Source organism: Delftia sp. Lp-1, assembly GCF_020523835.1.
In the GTDB taxonomy this organism is placed as follows: Bacteria; Pseudomonadota; Gammaproteobacteria; order Burkholderiales; family Burkholderiaceae_C; genus Comamonas; species Comamonas acidovorans.
In genome coordinates this window covers 851,302-866,667 of sequence record NZ_JAJALJ010000002.1, presented here as the reverse complement: position 1 = coordinate 866,667, position 15,366 = coordinate 851,302, and the positions used below count along the sequence as shown (strand labels likewise).

The following is a 15,366-nucleotide window of genomic DNA, read 5'->3' as shown; positions in this document are numbered from 1 at the left end:
GCCCCGGCCGGTGCGCCCTTGATGCGGGCTTGTCATGAATTGCCGGGGACTGCCTGGACTATGCCCAGCGCCCTGCCCTGGCGGTAGCAGCAGATGCAGCGGATTCGACCGTATCAGATGGCGGGTCAGGCCTGCGGCGAGCGCAGCGCCGCAACGGCAAGCCGCAGCCCCCACAGCACCAGGCACAGCCCCAGCAGCGCCGTCAGCGTGCCGATGCGCACATCGGCCTGGAGCACGCCCCAGCGGCTGAAGATCTCCGTCCAGTCATGGTCGCCGCCGCCCACCAGCGGCAGCACCTGGGCGCGCGCGTCCTTCATGTAGTGGGCCACGTTCATGAGGCTCTCTCCCAGCCACATCAGCGCGGCAATCCAGCCCGTGCGCTGGCCCTGCCTGTGGAAATGGCGCATGAACAGGGCCGGGAACAGCAACTGGAACAGCGTGCCGCCGTAGACCGAGAGATGCTGCGAGAACAGGGCCACCAGCGGATGCCCGGCTTCGTGCAGTGCCAGGTTGGCGTTGTCCAGCAGCAGCAGCCAGTGACCCTGGCTGAAGAAGTGGCCCCAGATGATCCAGGCGGCAAAGGCCGTCAGCGCGATGGCGGCAGGCCGGGTGACCGGCTGCCACTCGATCTGCCCGTCCAGCGCATCGCCGCGCTTCATCGCGCCTGCCTTGCAGGTTGTGGGTGCGGATGCAGATGCAGATGCAGATGCAGATGCGGGTGCGGGTGCGGGTGCTGGTGCTGGTGCTGGTGCGTTTGCGCACCAGGGCAAGGGGCAGGCAGGAAAGGCATGTCGGCAGGATTGGGCTAGGCAGCAATGGCAAGAGGATGGCAGGACTCTGGCCGCGATCTTCCCACGGCTCGCCGGAATGCCGTCCTGCGCCGCCATCCATGCACGCGAGGTTCTGGCACAGTCGGGCATCCGACTCTTCAAGCCAAGGAACGTCCGCACCATGAACCTGCGCCCCCTATTGCATGACCTTGTCCGCCAACATGGCCTGGACCGCAAGGCCGCCGTGCAGCTGTTTGCACTGGCGGGATTCGGGCATGAACCGGCCGCCCTCAGAACCCGCCTGTGGCCCGTGGTGGCCTTGCTGGGCGCGGCGCTGGGCGGGCTGGGCATCGTGCTGTGGATTGCCGCCAATTGGGAGAGCATGGGCCGCATGCAGCGCTTTGCCCTGCTGCAGGGCTTCGTGCTCGTGATGTGTCTTGGCGCGGCATGGCGCGCGGCGGCGCGCGTGCCGCTGTCGGTGCTGGCGTTGCTGGGCACGGGTGCGCTGTTCGCCTTTTTCGGGCAGACCTACCAGACGGGAGCGGACCCCTGGCAGCTGTTTGCGCTGTGGGCAGCGCTGACCCTGCCGCTGGCCCTGGCGGCGCGCAGCGATGGCGTCTGGGTGCCCTGGGTGGTGGTTGCCATGACGGGCATTGCGCTGTGGGCGCAGGCCCATACGCCGCAGTTCTGGGAAGTGGAGTCGCGCGACCTGGGCGTACATGCCGTAGCCCTGGGCGCCGCCCTTGCCGTCACCGCGGTCATGGCACCGGCCCTGCGGCGCTTCACGGGCGCGGGGCTGTGGGCCTTGCGCGGTGCGGGCGCGCTGGCGCTGGCGATGATCACCTCCACAGCCGTCAGCGGGCTGTTCCACAGCACGGTGGCGCCGCAGTACCCGCTGGGGCTGGTGCTGCTGGCAGGCGCGGCGGCGCTGGCGGGCCTGCGCAGGCATTTCGATATCTTTTTGCTCAGCGGTGCGGCGCTGGGCCTGAACGTGCTGCTGGTGTGCGGCCTGGTCTACCTGCTGCTGGAGAAACTGGGGGCGGACTTCACGGGCATGCTGCTGCTCGTCGGCCTGGGCGCTGCGTGCCTGCTGGCGGCCACGGTCAGCCTGGTGCTCAAAATGGCACGCAACGCGGAAGGAGGCCTTCAATGAGCCACGAACACGACACCCTGCTGCGCCAGGCCGTGGACCAGGGCATCCTGCCGCCTGCCGCCTCGCAGGACCGCCGCCCTGCCGCCAGCGAACGCCATTGGGCGGTGGTGCTGCTCACGGCGCTGGGCGCCTGGCTGGCCCTTCTTCCCTTGCTGATTCTGTTTGCGTTTGCCCTGTCCGACTGGATAGAGCGCGGCGCCGGCACCTATGTGATCGGCGCCATGATGCTGGCCGCAGCCGTGGCCGTGCTGCGCGCCGAGGAGCTGCCCGTCTTCCTGGAGCAACTGGCCCTGCCTGCCATGCTGACCGGCGCCGGCCTGCTGGGCTTTGGCCTGGCGCGCGACCTGTCGGGGCAGGCTGCGGGCGCGATAGGCCTGGCCATTGCGCTGGCCTGCACGGCCACCATTCCAAGGCCCTGGCTGCGCGTGCTGCTGGGCGCCGCCTGCGCGCTGCTGTTTTGCACCATGCTCTGGCCGGACAACGATCCATCCACCCTGTACGCAGGCCTGCCGACCTGGGTCATCGTGCATGCGGCGCTGCTGCTCTGGATGCTGCTGCTGGCAGCCCAGTGGCGCGCGCTGGGGCAGTCTGCGGCACAGACCCGCATGGCGGCGGCGCTGGAGCCCTTTGCCACGGGCTGGCTGCTGGCGGTGCTGGCTGGCCTGGCCTTTCTGTCCGGCAGGAGCTTCATGGTGGCCGGCGTGCTGGGCGGCGGCCTGGCGGGCGAGCTGGCGCAGGAAGCCGCCCCGAACATCTCCATGGGCGTTCTGACGCAGGCCGGCTCGGCCGTGCTGGCCCTGGCAGCCGCCTGGTTCGCCCAGCGCGCATGGCCCACGCTGCGGCAGCCGCGCGCCGCCGTGGCTGCCATGGTGCTGGCCGTGCTGAGTGCCTTCCTGCCCTGGCTGGGCGCCTGCCTGCTGGCGCTGGCGGTGACCGGCACCAGCGGCCGCTGGCGGCAGGCCGCAGCGGCCGCCCTGGCTGCGGCCTGGATCGTGGGCAGCTTCTACTACCAGCTGGCCTGGCCACTGGCCACCAAGGCCCTGGTGCTGGCCGGCTGCGGCGCCTTGCTGGGCCTGCTGGCCTGGGCAGGGCCGCGTGCCGCATCCCTGCCAGGCAGCGCGGAGACCGCCGCCGCATCGGGCGCCGTGCCCCTGCAGCGCTGGGCGCCGTGGCTGGTGGTGCTGACGGCGGCCTGCACGCTGGCGGTGGCCAATATCGGCATTGCGCAGAAGGAACGCACCATCGCCCAGGGCCGCAAGGTGTTCGTGGAACTGGCGCCGGTGGACCCGCGCTCCCTGATGCAGGGCGACTACATGCGCCTGAACTTCCGCCTGCCTTCCGAGGACAGGGACGTGGAGAAAGAGAACCTGCGCAGCGGACGCCTCTACGCCATCGGCAAGCTCGATGAGCAGGGCGTGGTGCAGTGGCTGCGCACCGGCACGGCCAGCGAGCCGCTGGCGCCGGGCGAGCAGCGCTTTGAACTCACCCCGCGCGGCGGCCGGTGGACGCTGGTGACGGATGCCTGGTACTTCCGCGAAGGCGATGGCCAGCGCTGGGAGCAGGCCCGCTACGGCGAGTTCCGCGTGGAGCCCGACGGGCGTGCGCTGCTGGTGGGCATGGCTGACGCGCAACTGCGCCCCATCGTGCCCTGAGCGCACCACGCAAATCACTCGAAACTGTCGCCCTCGGCCAGCGGCGCATGCCGGTAGCTGGCCGGCGTGCGGCTGAGCTTGACGGGCACGCCCAGGCCCCGGTAGCCGCCCTCCATCTCCACCACCATCTCGCGGTGCAGGGTATGCGGGTGGTTGAGCGCCGCGTCCACGCCCAGCACGGGCGCGGCGGGCACGCCGATGGCCATCAGCGCATCGGCCAGCGCGGGGCCGTCGCTGGCCTGCAAGGCCTGCTCCAGCAGCGGCTTGAGCGCATCGCGGTGGTGCGAGCGCTGGCCGGCCGTGGCAAAGCGCTCGTCGGCCACCAGTTGCGGGCATCCCAGGTGCTCGCACAGCAGGCGGAACTGGCGGTCGTTGCCCACGGCCAGGAAGACCGGCGTGGTGCCCGTGGCAAAGCTGTCGTAGGGATAGATGTTGGGATGGGCATTGCCCGAGCGCCCCGGCGTCCTGCCGCTCATGAACCAGTTGCCCGCATGCGGGTGCAGCAGCGAGATGCCGCTGTCGTACAGCGAGACATCGACCAGCTGGCCCAGACCGCTGCGCTGGCGCTCCTGCAGCGCCAGCAGCACGCCGATGACGCCGTTCATGCCCGTGACCATGTCCACCACGGGCAGGCCCACGCGCAGCGGATCGCCGCCGGCCTCGCCGTTGACGCTCATCAGCCCCGTCATGGCCTGGATGGCCGCGTCATAGCCGGGCCAGGCGCCCAGCGGGCCATCGGCGCCGAAGCCGCTGACGCGGCACCAGATGAGGCGCGGAAAGCGCTCGCGCAGCTGCTCCCAGCCAATGCCCCATTTCTCCATGGTGCCGATCTTGAAGTTCTCCACCACCACGTCGGCCTGCTCCATCAGCGCCAGCACGGCCTGCTGGCCTTCGGGCTGGGACAGGTCCAGGAACTGCAGCCGCTTGTTGCGGTTCAGGCCCCGGTAGTAGGAGGACACACCGTCCTGGAACGGCGGCCCCCAGGCGCGCGTATCGTCGCCCTGCGGCGGCTCCACCTTGAGCACGTCGGCGCCGTGGTCGCCCAGGATCTGTCCGCACAGCGGGCCACCAAGAATGCGGGAGAGGTCGAGGACACGGATGCCCTGGAGCGCTCCCGCCCGTTGATTTGTGTTCATGGGGATACTCTCGTCAGTCGAGCTTCGCGCCGGAGGCATCGACCACGGCCTTCCATTTCGTGACCTCCTGCGCGATGAAGGTCGACAGCCCCGCAGGCGAAAGATCGGAAGCCGGCTCCAGCCCCTGGTCGGCAAAGGTCTTGCGGATGCGCTCGCTGCTCAGGGCCTTGCGAAAGGCCGCGTTCAGCGTCTCGATGCGGTCGGCCGGCGTGCCGGCCGGTGCCACCACGCCGAAGAACACGCTCACGTCGTAGCCGGGCAGGCCCTGCTCGGCGATGGTGGGTATGTCGGGCATGGCCTGGGAGCGCTTTTCCGTGGCCACGCCAATGGCCTTGAACTTGCCGGCCTTGATGTAGGGCATGGCGGTGAGGATGTCGGTGAAGGTCATGTTCACCTGCCCCGCCAGCAGGTCGTTGAGCGCCGGGCCCGTGCCCTTGTAGGGAATGTGCTGCAGCGAGGTGCCGGCCATCTTGTTGAACAGCACGCCCGCCAGGTGCGAGGAGGCACCGTTGCCCGAGGACGCATAGTCCAGGCTGCCCGGCTTGGCCTTGTCCTGGGCAATCAGCTCCTGCACGGTGGTGGCCTTGGTGGCCGGGTTGACCACCAGCACATTGGGCAGGTAGCCCACGCGAATGATGGGCGCGAAGCTGGTCTGCGGGTCGTAGTTGATCTTGCGGTACAGGTGCTTGTTGATGGCCAGCGGCCCCGAGGTGCCGAACATGATGGTGTAGCCGTCGGACCTGGCGCGGGCCACGAAGTCGGCGCCGATGTTGCCGCCCGCACCGGCCTTGTTCTCCACGATCACGCTCTGGCCCAGCGTCTCGGTCAGCGATATCGCCAGCGTGCGGGCCATGGCGTCCGTGGGCCCGCCGGGCGGGAAGGGAACGACGAAGCTGATGGGCCGCTCGGGAAAGCGCTCGGCCAGTGCGGCGGCCGGCAGCGCGGCGGTGGCGGCGAGCGCACAGGCCCAAAGGAGTCGGCGTTTCTGGAAGGACGGCTTCTGGTCAGTGCAAGGCATGGTGTTTGTCTCCGGTACTTGTGCGGTCATCCCTGTGGACGGGATGTGTGTTCTGGGTCGGTGCGGTCGATGGGCTCAGCGTGTCCAGCCTTCGGGCAGGTCGCCTGCCGCCAGCGGGTCGCGCGGCAGCACGCGGTGCAGCAGCACCAGCTGGGCCCAGCGCATGCGTTCGGCACTGCGTGTGCAAGAGGCCTCCCAGGCCATGGCCGTGGCCGTGAAGCAGTGGTACAGGCCCGAGGCGGCGGCGCGCGCCAGGCGGTCACCGCCCTCCTCGGCCGCGCGCAGGGCCAGGGCCGCAGCCTTGTCCATGCTGGCCGACAGCGCGGCCTTGAAGTCCGTGGCCGCCTCGGTCTGGGCCAGCAGCTGGGCCGCGTGGTCACGCAGCACGGGCAGCGAGCCTTCGCGCTTGATGGCGCGGATCACGTCCAGCGCCACGATGTTGCTGGTGCCTTCCCAGATCGATCCCAGGTGGGAGTCGCGCACCAGGCGCGGGTCGCTCCACTCCTCGATGTAGCCGCATCCGCCGCGCACTTCCATGGCGTCGCCCGTGACCTTGCGCGCGTCGCGGCAGGCTCGGAACTTGATCATGGGCGTGAGGATGCGCAGCAGCGCGTAGGCGCCGTCTTCGCCTGCGTCCGAACGCTGCAGCGCCTGGGCCGTCTGCAGCACCATGGTGCGGGCCTGCTCGGAGTAGATGCGCAGCTTGTCGAGCTGGCGCTGCATCAGCGGCATGTCCTGCAGGGCCTTGCCGAAGGCGCGGCGCTCGCGCGCCACGTACTCGGCCTCGGCCACGGCGCGGCGCATCAGCCCGGCCGAGCGCACGCCGTTGGACAGGCGCGAGTTGTTCACCATGTCGGCCATCTGCACGAAGCCCCGGCCCTGCTCGCCCACCAGGTAGGCGACGGCGCCTTCGAGCACGATCTCGCCGCTGGCCATGGAGCGCGTGCCCAGCTTGTGCTTGAGGCGCACGATGCGGTAGTGGTTGGCCGAGCCGTCATCGAGCCGGCGCGGCAGCAGGAACAGCGAGATGCCCTTCATGCCCGCCGGCGCGCCCTCCACGCGCGCCAGCACCATGGCGAAGTCGGCATCGGGGTTGGAGCAGAACCACTTGTCGCCGGACAGGCGCCAGCTGCCGTCGGCGGCCGGGCGGGCCAGCGTCTGGGTGTTGGAGATGTCGGAGCCGGCAGCCTGCTCGGTCATGAACATGGCGCCCTGGGCCTGGTCCTCGAAGCGCAGCTGCGTCATGCGCGGCCAGTACCTTTCGACCAGGGCCGGCTCGCCGTACTTGCGCAGCGTGCGCGCCAGCGAGTCCGTCATGGACAGCGGGCAGCACAGGCCGAACTCGGCCTGCACGAACAGATAGGTCAGCGCGTACTTGGCCAGCGGCGGCAGCTTGCCATCCCAGCCCAGCACGCCCGTGCGGTGCGACATGACGGCCAGGCCGAACTCGCCATAGGCAATGCGCTCCATCTCCACATAGGCCGGGTGCTTGACGATGCGCTGCGCATCGCGCCCCGTGCGGTCGCGGTGCTCCAGCTCGGGCGGGTTGCGGTCGGCGGTCAGCGCCCATTCATCGATCTCGCGGCCGGCCAGCGCGCCCATGCGCTCCAGATGGGGCTGCAGGTGCGCGTTCACCTCGGGCGGCAGGTACAGCGCCAGCAGCGGCTGCAACTGCGAATCGGTGGTGTACAGGTTGCTGCCGTGGCGGTCTGGCACGGCCTGGAAAGCCTGGGCGGGGGAAGACTGCATGGCGGCCAGCGCCTGCGGTTCGGGGTTCATGGTCTGTCTCCTGTGCGGGAACCGGGCCCGGGCGCACGGGCTCCGGGTCTTGGGGATGCCCCCATTCTTGGAAACAGTCCTATTCGAGTCAAATATCGATAACGTATTGATCAATAGTCAAACCGGATAGAACGCCATGGAGCTGAGACAACTGAGGTACTTTCTGGTGCTGGCCGAGGAGCTGCACTTCAGCCGCGCAGCCCAGCGCCTGTCCATCTCCCAGCCGCCGCTGAGCGTGGCCATCCGCCAGCTGGAGGAAGAGTTGGGCGCCCAGCTGTTCGAGCGCACCAGCAAGGAGGTGCGGCTCACGGCCGCCGGCAAGCACCTGCGCGTGCAGGCCCAGGAAATCATGGAGCAGGCCCAGCGCGTGCGCCAGGACATGCGCGCCATCGCCGACGGCGTGCAGGGCCGCATCCGGCTGGGCTTTGTGGGATCGGCCATCTACCGCGGGCTGCCCGAGGCGCTGGAGAGCTTTCGCGCCCGGCACCCGCTGGTGCGCATCGACATGCTGGAGCTCAACAGCGCCGAGCAGATCGCCGGCCTGCAGCAGGAACGCCTGGACCTGGGCCTGCTGCACGCCACGCGCCCCGCGCCTGGCCTGCAATCACACACCCTGGTGAGCGAGCCCTTCATGGCCTGCCTGCCCGCAGGCCATGCGCTGGCCGGACTGCGCAAGCTGCAGGTGCGCCAGCTGGCGGGCGAGCGCATGGTGCTGTTCTCGCGCCAGGTCTCGCCCGACTACCACCAGCAGATCTGGCAGATCTGCCAGAGCGAGGGCTTCACGCCCGACCTGCACCACGAGGTGCGGCACTGGCTGTCGGTGCTGTCCATGGTGTCGCTGGGCCAGGGCGTGTCCCTGGTTCCGTCCTGCCTGCAGCGCGTGGGCTTTCCGGGGCTGGCCTTCGTGCCCATCCAGGGCCGGCACCCGCAGTCGCAGATGCAGGCCATGTGGCACCCGGGCCATGTGCAGCCCCTGGTCGAATCGCTGCTGGCCCACCTGCGCGACAGCGTGGGCAGGCTGGGGCAGCAGCCATAAACGCCACACCCTTGCTCAGTTCACTATGTCCAAAACTGGCGTGCCCCAAAAGCGAGGGACACCGAGCAAGGGCCGCCCTGCCGCCAGGGTGTCGTCCCCCTTCCAGGGGGAAGCCGCATAGCGGCTCAGGGGGTTTCCAACTTCATTCAAGGAGCTGCCTGAGAACGTACGGCAGGATGCCGCCGTGCCGGTAGTAGTCCACCTCGATGGGCGTGTCGATGCGCAGCTTGACCACCACGGTCTGCTTGCTGCCATCGGCACGCGTGATCACCAGCTGGGCCTCGCTTTGCGGTGCCAGGTCGGCGGCGGGAATCACTTCCACGAACTCCTCGCCCGTCAAGCCCAGGGTCTGCCAACTGTCCGTGCCCAGGAACTGCAGCGGCAGCACGCCCATGCCCACCAGGTTGGAGCGGTGGATACGCTCGAAGCTGCGCGCCACCACGGCCTTGATGCCCAGCAGCTGCGTGCCCTTGGCGGCCCAGTCGCGGCTCGATCCCGTGCCGTATTCCTCGCCCGCGAAGATCACGGTGGCACGGCCCTCGGCCTGGTACTTCATGGCCGCGTCGTAGATGGGCATCTTGGTGACCTGGCCCGTGCCGTCGCGGTACAGCGTCAGGCCGCCCTCCTCGCGCGAGCCATCGGCCTGCGCCGGAATCATCAGGTTCTTGATGCGCACGTTGGCAAAGGTGCCGCGCATCATCACCTCATGGTTGCCGCGCCGCGAGCCGTAGCTGTTGAAGTCGGCCTTTTGCACGCCATGGGCCAGCAGCCACTGGCCTGCGGGCGAGCTTTCCTTGATGGAGCCGGCCGGCGAGATGTGGTCGGTGGTGATGGAGTCGCCGAACAGCGCCATCACGCGCGCGCCGTGCACCACGTAGGGGTTGGAGCCTTCGGCGCCGGCGGCAGGCGCTTCCAGCTCAAGCCGGAAGCCGTCGAAGAACGGCGGCTCGGCAATGTAGGTGCTCTCGGGCCAGGTATAGGTGGCGCCCGTCACGCCGTGGATCTTTTCCCAGAGCTTGCCGGGCTCGGAGCGCACCTTCTCGTAGTTCTCGCGGAAGGCCTTGCCGTTCATGGCGTACTTCATCAGCGCGTGGATCTCTTCGCTGGTCGGCCAGATGTCGCCCAGGTAGATGTCACGGCCGTTCTTGCCCTGGCCCACGGGCTCGGTCATCAGGTCGCGGCGCACCGTGCCGGCAATGGCATAGGCCACGACCAGGGGCGGGCTGGCCAGGAAGTTGGCCTTGATGTTGGGGTGGATGCGCGCCTCGAAGTTGCGGTTGCCCGACAGCACGGCCGCGCAGACCAGGTCGTTGCTGGTGATGGCCTCGTTGAGCTCTGGCGTGAGGTCGCCCGCGTTGCCGATGCAGGTGGTGCAGCCGTAGCCGGCCAGCGCAAAGCCCAGCTTTTCCAGGTAGGGCAGCAGGCCGGCCTCGGTCAAATACTCGGTCACCACGCGCGAGCCCGGCGCCAGAGAGGTCTTGATGTGCGGCTGCACCGTGAGCCCGGCCTTCACCGCCTTCTTGGCCAGCAGGCCGGCGGCCAGCATCACGCTGGGGTTGGAGGTGTTGGTGCAGCTGGTGATGGCGGCAATCAGCACGTCGCCGTTGGCGATGCTCAGGCGCTTGGCAGGGGCGGGGGCATCGACCGGTGCCTCGCTGTGGGCGGCCTCCAGCTTGGGCTTGTTGGCCTCCATCTCGGCCAGCGAGCGCTGCGCGCCGGGCGGATGGGCCGGCGTCTCGGGCGCCACCTCGCCCTCGCCGCCACCGCCTACGCGAAAGCTCCGGCCCAGCCGTTCGATCGGCTGGTTGAACCCGTTGTGCGCCGCAGGGGCGCTGAACAGCTCATCGAACTTGGACGATACATTGCCCAGCTCGATGCGGTCCTGCGGGCGCTTGGGTCCGGCCAGGCTGGGCGCCACCGTGCCCAGGTCCAGGCGCACCACATGCGAGTAGTCGATCTCGCCGGCGGCCGGCACGCCGAACAGTTCCTGCGCGCGGAAATAGCCCTCGAAGGCCTCGATCTCGGCCTTGCTGCGGCCCGTGCCCCTGAAGTAGTCGATGGTCTTTTCATCGACGGGGAAAAATCCCATGGTGGCGCCGTACTCGGGCGCCATGTTGCCGATGGTGGCGCGGTCGGGCAGCGCCAGGGTGCGCGTGCCTTCGCCGAAGAACTCCACGAACTTGCCCACCACCTTCTCGCGGCGCAGGATCTCGGTCACCGACAGCACCAGGTCGGTGGCCGTCACGCCCTCGCGCAGCTGGCCCGACAGCTCGAAGCCCACCACATCGGGCGTGAGGAAGTACACGGGCTGGCCCAGCATGGCGGCCTCGGCCTCGATGCCGCCCACGCCCCAGCCCACCACGCCGATGCCGTTGATCATGGTCGTGTGGCTGTCCGTGCCCACCAGGGTGTCAGGGTAGTGCACGCCGTCCTTGGTCTTGTGCACGCCGCGCGCCAGGTACTCCAGGTTCACCTGGTGCACGATGCCGAAGCCCGGCGGCACCACGCCGAAGGTGTCGAAGGCCTGCATGCCCCACTTCATGAACTGGTAGCGCTCCTTGTTGCGCTGGAACTCCAGCTTCATGTTCAGGTCCAGCGCCTTCTTGGTGCCGAAGTAGTCCACCATGATGGAGTGGTCAACCACCAGGTCCACGGGCACCAGCGGCTCGATGGACTTGGGCTTCTTGCCCAGTCTGGCGGCCGTGCTGCGCATGGCGGCCAGGTCGGCCAGCAGCGGCACGCCCGTGAAGTCCTGCAGCACCACGCGCGATACCACGAAGGGGATCTCGTCCACGCGCTCGGCCTGGGGCTTCCAGTTCGCCAGTTGCTCCACATGCTCGCGCGTCACCTTGTTGCCATCGCAGTTGCGCAGCACGGACTCCAGCACGATGCGCAGCGACACGGGCAATCGCCGGACCTGTGGATATTGCCTTGCCAGTTCAGGCAGGGAGAAGAACTTGCCCTTCTTGCCCCCCGCCGCAGCAAAGGATTTGAGGGTGTTTTCATATTCGTGGCGCATCGTGAGACTCCTGGATGAAACTCTGGGAAGGCACATGCGCGCCGCCTTTTTCCGGGCTGCTGGGCATGTACCAAGACTCTGATTTCCATTGTGCCCAGAAGTGCCCGCGGATGCTGTGGTCCATTGGCGATAGTCACACGCGGACAACGCTGTCCGCGCAGCAAAAGCGGCAGGCTTTCACGGGGCTGTCATCGAACCGGCCAGCGAAGCCCTGCTGCGCCACAACCCCGCGCACTGCAGATCGCCCAGCGCCACGCCGATGGCCGCCTGGCCCAGCACCCATGCCCAGCCTGCGGGCGCAGGCTCCAGCACGCCGCTGTACAGCACAACCCCGCAGGCCAGGGCCCAGCCGAAGTTGCCGAACACGGCAAGCGCCACCAGCCCCCTGCTGCGCGGCATGCGGCACGCGCCCCAGCCAGCCACGCAGGCCCAGGCCAGCAAGAAGCACCCCGTGCCCAGCAGCAGCGCCTGCGGCAAGCCCGTGACAACGGCCAGCGGCTGCGCAAAGGCCAGCTGCACCGCACCGGCCGCGGCGCAGCAGATGGCGTCGGCCCACAGGGTGCGGGGCAGGAAACGGGCATGGGAAAACATCGGCATCAGCACTCCTTGTGGATTGCCGGGCATGCACCTCGCAAGCCGGCCCCACCGATGCTCCGCCGCCACCACCCCCGAGTCGATGACCTACCAGGTCATGCCAGCCCCGCTGGAGCAACTCCAGTCGCTATGCCACAATCCGCATCAGCCCCCTGTCACGGGGCCGGTGCTTGAAAACACCTTTGAAGAATAGCGGAGCGGCCTCCCCGATAGCGAGGCCTTGTCACGTCTGATTTGCTTGGATCGTGGGCGCTTGCCTGCATCCGAACGGTTTGGGACGGGATGGGGCTCACCGCAAGGCTGCCCGCACGACTATTCTCGTGTTTTCAACATCCCGTCCACCATTGCTGTGCTTGAAAACCCGGCCTGGTGGTTCAGTCTCGAATAGGAGCACGGAACCATGTACATCGCATCCCTCTCGATGGCCCGCCTCACCTTTGCACGGAGAGCCGAGCCATGACACCCAGACCCCCACCCAGCGCCGAGCATTTCACCCAGGTCGTGACCGAGGTGGACCGCCTGGTGCAGCAAGGCTGTGCCGAGATCTCGGCGCTCTCCCGCATGGCCCTGCTGTGGCTGGAAACGCCCGAGACCAGTAACCGCCTGGACGTGCTCGCCAGCGCCCTGCGCACCATCCGCAACAGCGCCGACATGCTGGCCAGCGAAACCAGCGGCGAAGTCGTCGCCGTGGGCTGCTCCCACTACGTCAAAAGCAGCGCACCCCCTGAACCGGGCCGAGCGCAGCAAAGGCCCGAGCCCACTCCCTGTATGTCAGCGCCTGCGTCGGGCCGCCTGCGGGGTTGCAGTCCTGCCGAAGGACAGGACTGCTTCGTCAACTGACTCGCCGCAGTTGCCAGGTCATGCCAGCCCCGCTGGAGCAACTCCAGTCGCTATGCCACAATCCGCACCAGCCCCCTGTCACGGGGCCGGTGCTTGAAAACACCTTTTCCAAGACTAGCGGTGCAGCCTCCCCGTCAGCGAGGCTTTGTCACGTCTGAATCCTGTATTCGTGGGCGCTTGCCCACGTCTGTGCGATTTCGGGCGGGATGGGGCTCACCGCAAGGCTGCCCGCACGACTAGTCTCGTGTTTTCAACATCCCGCCCACCTGCCTGCGCTTGAAAACGCAACCCGGTGGTCTCAAGCCTCGACTAGGAGCACGGAAGCATGCGCAACGTTTGCCTTTCCACGGCCTCTCTCAACCTTGCATGGAGAGCCGAGCCATGACACCCAGACCCCCACCCAGCGCCGAGCATTTCACCCAGGTCGTGACCGAGGTGGACCGCCTGGTGCAACAAGGCTGTGCCGAAATCTCGGCACTCTCCCGCATGGCCCTGCTGTGGCTGGAAACGCCCGAAACCAGCAACCGCCTGGACGTGCTCGCCAGCGCCCTGCGCACCATCCGCAACAGCGCCGACATGCTGGCCAGCGAAACCAGCGGCGAAGTCGTCGCCGTGGGCTGCTCCCACCACGTCAAAAGCAGCACAGCCCCCTGACCCGGGCCCAGCGCAGCGAAGGCCCGCACCAGCTCCCCGTATGCCAGCGCCTGCGTCGGGCCGCCTGCGGGGTTGCAGCCCTGCCGAAGGACAGGACTGCTTCGTGATCTGACTCGCCGTGATTGTCTGAACGTAGCGCGCAGCGCGAAGTGAGTTTCACGGCGAACCCCGCAGGCGGCCCGACGCAGGTTGCCCCGCAGCGCAGCGAAGGGGTCGCGGGCATCCGGGTCGCCTTCTTTGGCCTGACCTTTCTTGGCGAATCAAGAAAGGGCAGTCGGCTGCCGGGCCGAGACCCGGCCTCGAAAAAACACCCCCCGGCAGGGGCAGAAACAGTCCCCTCACCCGACAACCACGGACCGCGCAGCGCCGACAACATCCCGCGTTCGCCTCAACCCAGTCCACTGCAACTCAGCCAACACCACAACCACCAACGCCTGAGCCAACACCCACGCCACCCCCCAGGCAGACAACCCCAACCCACCAAACGCCAACAGCGCAACACAGCCCACAGCCCACCCCAAATTCCCCACAACCACAAGCCCGATCAACCGCCGCGGCACAGGCGAGCGCGCCGCCATCCACGCAGCCAGCAGCGCATAGCCCAGCAAAAACCAGCCTGTGGACTGCAGCAGCGCCAGAGGCAACCCCGTCACATCCGACAGCGGCTGCCCCGCCACCAGTTGCAAGGCGCCCGAGGCAGCGCAGGAAGCAGCATCGGCCCACATCACGCGGGGCAGGAAACGGGGGGAAGCAAACATCGACATGGCGAACTCCTTGAGAGCAACAGGCACACACCGTGCATGCCATGGACTGCATGGTCCGCCGCAGGCTGCACAGGGTCGATAACCTCGCAGGTCATGGCCGCCACGCCGGCCCCGCCGCTACGATGCGGACCATGACCTCCACCGCCCATCCACCGTCCGCGCGCTCGCCCTTCGGCGACCATCTGCGCCACTGGCGCCAGCACCGCCGCCTGAGCCAGCAGGGCCTGGCGCTGGAGGCCGAGATCTCCACGCGCCATTTGAGCTATGTGGAAACCGGCCGCGCCCAGCCCAGCCGCGAGATGGTGCTGCGCCTGGTAGAGCGCCTGGGCGTGCCGCTGCGCGAGCGCAATGCCCTGCTAGTGGCCGCTGGCTATGCGCCCATGTACCAGGCCCGGCCGCTGGACCACCCTGACCTGGCCGCCGCGCGCCAGGCCGTGGACCTGGTGCTCAAGGGCCACGAACCCAATCCCGCCCTGGCCGTGGACCGGCACTGGAACCTGGTGGCCGCCAACGCCATCGTGCCGCTGCTGCTGGCCGGCGTGGCGCCCTGGCTGCTGGAGCCGCCCGTCAATGTGCTGCGCCTGAGCCTGCACCCCGAAGGCCTGGGCCCGCGCTTGGCCAATGCAGCCCATTGGCGCGCGCATCTGCTGCACCGCCTGCAGCAGCAGATTGCCGCCACGTCGGATGCGCAGTTGCAGGCGCTGCACGACGAGATTGCCGCCTACCCGTTCAAGGAAGATGAAGCGGACTCACATGGCGCAGCACCTGCCAGCCACATCGCTGTGCCCTTCGCGCTGGACACCGACCATGGCCGCCTGAACTTCATCAGCACCATCACCATCTTCGGCACGCCGGTGGATGTGACCCTGCAGGAGCTGGCCGTGGAGTCGTTCTTTCCGGCGGATGCGCAGACGCAGGAGGTGCTGGGGCGGTTGAGGCAGGCTGCGTAAA

At 68.3% G+C, this 15,366-nt stretch carries 13 protein-coding genes; 6 read left to right on the top strand and 7 right to left on the bottom strand.

Features of this window, described 5'->3' with window-relative positions; genetic code table 11:
• Positions 1-125: 125 nt before the first annotated feature.
• Positions 126-659 (bottom strand): hypothetical protein, encoded by a 534-nt coding sequence (locus tag LGR64_RS20675; protein ID WP_012204368.1) that lies wholly within the window; start codon positions 657-659, stop codon positions 126-128.
• A gap of 292 nt (positions 660-951) precedes the next feature.
• On the opposite strand from LGR64_RS20675, the gene LGR64_RS20670 reads away from it, so the two are divergent.
• Both LGR64_RS20670 and LGR64_RS20665 read left to right on the top strand, forming a co-directional pair.
• Positions 952-1,923: a DUF2157 domain-containing protein gene (locus LGR64_RS20670; RefSeq protein ID WP_230356805.1), complete on the top strand. Its 972-nt coding sequence runs from the start codon at positions 952-954 to the stop codon at positions 1,921-1,923.
• Positions 1,920-3,575, top strand: a complete 1,656-nt coding sequence (locus tag LGR64_RS20665) for a GDYXXLXY domain-containing protein (RefSeq protein WP_230356802.1) — start codon at positions 1,920-1,922, stop codon at positions 3,573-3,575. The genes LGR64_RS20670 and LGR64_RS20665 overlap by 4 nt, the downstream gene beginning before the upstream one ends.
• Before the next feature lie 14 nt (positions 3,576-3,589).
• Here the strand turns inward: LGR64_RS20665 and LGR64_RS20660 are convergent, their stop codons facing one another.
• The 3 genes from LGR64_RS20660 to LGR64_RS20650 all read right to left on the bottom strand — a co-directional run bounded on the left by LGR64_RS20660 (position 3,590) and on the right by LGR64_RS20650 (position 7,508).
• Positions 3,590-4,711 carry a CaiB/BaiF CoA transferase family protein gene (locus LGR64_RS20660; protein ID WP_141829251.1) on the bottom strand — a complete coding sequence of 374 codons (1,122 nt, stop codon included), beginning with the start codon at positions 4,709-4,711 and terminating at the stop codon, positions 3,590-3,592.
• A gap of 13 nt (positions 4,712-4,724) precedes the next feature.
• A complete protein-coding gene (locus LGR64_RS20655; protein ID WP_230356800.1) occupies positions 4,725-5,729 on the bottom strand; it encodes a Bug family tripartite tricarboxylate transporter substrate binding protein in 1,005 nt (334 codons plus the stop codon).
• 75 nt (positions 5,730-5,804) lie between these two features.
• Positions 5,805-7,508 (bottom strand): acyl-CoA dehydrogenase family protein, encoded by a 1,704-nt coding sequence (locus LGR64_RS20650; RefSeq protein WP_230356798.1) that lies wholly within the window; start codon positions 7,506-7,508, stop codon positions 5,805-5,807.
• A gap of 136 nt (positions 7,509-7,644) precedes the next feature.
• On the opposite strand from LGR64_RS20650, the gene LGR64_RS20645 reads away from it, so the two are divergent.
• Positions 7,645-8,544 (top strand): LysR family transcriptional regulator, encoded by a 900-nt coding sequence (locus LGR64_RS20645; RefSeq protein ID WP_096915716.1) that lies wholly within the window; start codon positions 7,645-7,647, stop codon positions 8,542-8,544.
• Positions 8,545-8,686: 142 nt separating this feature from the next.
• On the opposite strand, the gene LGR64_RS20640 is transcribed toward LGR64_RS20645, so the two are convergent.
• Complete coding sequence (locus LGR64_RS20640) at positions 8,687-11,563, bottom strand: aconitate hydratase (RefSeq protein ID WP_230356796.1); 2,877 nt, start codon at positions 11,561-11,563, stop codon at positions 8,687-8,689.
• Positions 11,564-11,740: 177 nt separating this feature from the next.
• A complete protein-coding gene (locus tag LGR64_RS20635; protein ID WP_123693043.1) occupies positions 11,741-12,160 on the bottom strand; it encodes a hypothetical protein in 420 nt (139 codons plus the stop codon).
• Between the two features lie 453 nt (positions 12,161-12,613).
• On the opposite strand from LGR64_RS20635, the gene LGR64_RS20630 reads away from it, so the two are divergent.
• Together LGR64_RS20630 and LGR64_RS20625 are read left to right on the top strand one after the other, a co-directional pair.
• Complete coding sequence (locus LGR64_RS20630; RefSeq protein ID WP_230356794.1) at positions 12,614-12,997, top strand: hypothetical protein; 384 nt, start codon at positions 12,614-12,616, stop codon at positions 12,995-12,997.
• Positions 12,998-13,378: 381 nt separating this feature from the next.
• Positions 13,379-13,651 carry a hypothetical protein gene (locus LGR64_RS20625; protein WP_012204360.1) on the top strand — a complete coding sequence of 91 codons (273 nt, stop codon included), beginning with the start codon at positions 13,379-13,381 and terminating at the stop codon, positions 13,649-13,651.
• Between the two features lie 338 nt (positions 13,652-13,989).
• Here LGR64_RS20625 and LGR64_RS20620 read toward each other — a convergent pair whose 3' ends face one another.
• Complete coding sequence (locus LGR64_RS20620; protein ID WP_099752099.1) at positions 13,990-14,415, bottom strand: hypothetical protein; 426 nt, start codon at positions 14,413-14,415, stop codon at positions 13,990-13,992.
• 131 nt (positions 14,416-14,546) lie between these two features.
• Here LGR64_RS20620 and LGR64_RS20615 point away from each other — a divergent pair, with 131 nt between their 5' ends.
• The gene (locus LGR64_RS20615) at positions 14,547-15,365 is read left to right on the top strand and encodes a helix-turn-helix domain-containing protein (RefSeq protein WP_047218608.1); all 819 of its coding nucleotides are present in this window, start codon (positions 14,547-14,549) and stop codon (positions 15,363-15,365) included.
• Position 15,366 lies beyond the last annotated feature (1 nt).

Excerpts from the sequence above, each read along its gene's own strand:
- LGR64_RS20675 (WP_012204368.1), bottom strand. The coding sequence starts at position 659 with ATGAAGCGCGGCGATGCGCTGGACGGGCAGATCGAGTGGCAGCCGGTC.
- LGR64_RS20670 (WP_230356805.1), top strand. The coding sequence starts at position 952 with ATGAACCTGCGCCCCCTATTGCATGACCTTGTCCGCCAACATGGCCTG.
- LGR64_RS20665 (WP_230356802.1), top strand. The coding sequence starts at position 1,920 with ATGAGCCACGAACACGACACCCTGCTGCGCCAGGCCGTGGACCAGGGC.
- LGR64_RS20660 (WP_141829251.1), bottom strand. The coding sequence starts at position 4,711 with ATGAACACAAATCAACGGGCGGGAGCGCTCCAGGGCATCCGTGTCCTC.
- LGR64_RS20655 (WP_230356800.1), bottom strand. The coding sequence starts at position 5,729 with ATGCCTTGCACTGACCAGAAGCCGTCCTTCCAGAAACGCCGACTCCTT.
- LGR64_RS20650 (WP_230356798.1), bottom strand. The coding sequence starts at position 7,508 with ATGAACCCCGAACCGCAGGCGCTGGCCGCCATGCAGTCTTCCCCCGCC.
- LGR64_RS20645 (WP_096915716.1), top strand. The coding sequence starts at position 7,645 with ATGGAGCTGAGACAACTGAGGTACTTTCTGGTGCTGGCCGAGGAGCTG.
- LGR64_RS20640 (WP_230356796.1), bottom strand. The coding sequence starts at position 11,563 with ATGCGCCACGAATATGAAAACACCCTCAAATCCTTTGCTGCGGCGGGG.
- LGR64_RS20635 (WP_123693043.1), bottom strand. The coding sequence starts at position 12,160 with ATGCCGATGTTTTCCCATGCCCGTTTCCTGCCCCGCACCCTGTGGGCC.
- LGR64_RS20630 (WP_230356794.1), top strand. The coding sequence starts at position 12,614 with ATGACACCCAGACCCCCACCCAGCGCCGAGCATTTCACCCAGGTCGTG.
- LGR64_RS20625 (WP_012204360.1), top strand. The coding sequence starts at position 13,379 with ATGACACCCAGACCCCCACCCAGCGCCGAGCATTTCACCCAGGTCGTG.
- LGR64_RS20620 (WP_099752099.1), bottom strand. The coding sequence starts at position 14,415 with ATGTCGATGTTTGCTTCCCCCCGTTTCCTGCCCCGCGTGATGTGGGCC.
- LGR64_RS20615 (WP_047218608.1), top strand. The coding sequence starts at position 14,547 with ATGACCTCCACCGCCCATCCACCGTCCGCGCGCTCGCCCTTCGGCGAC.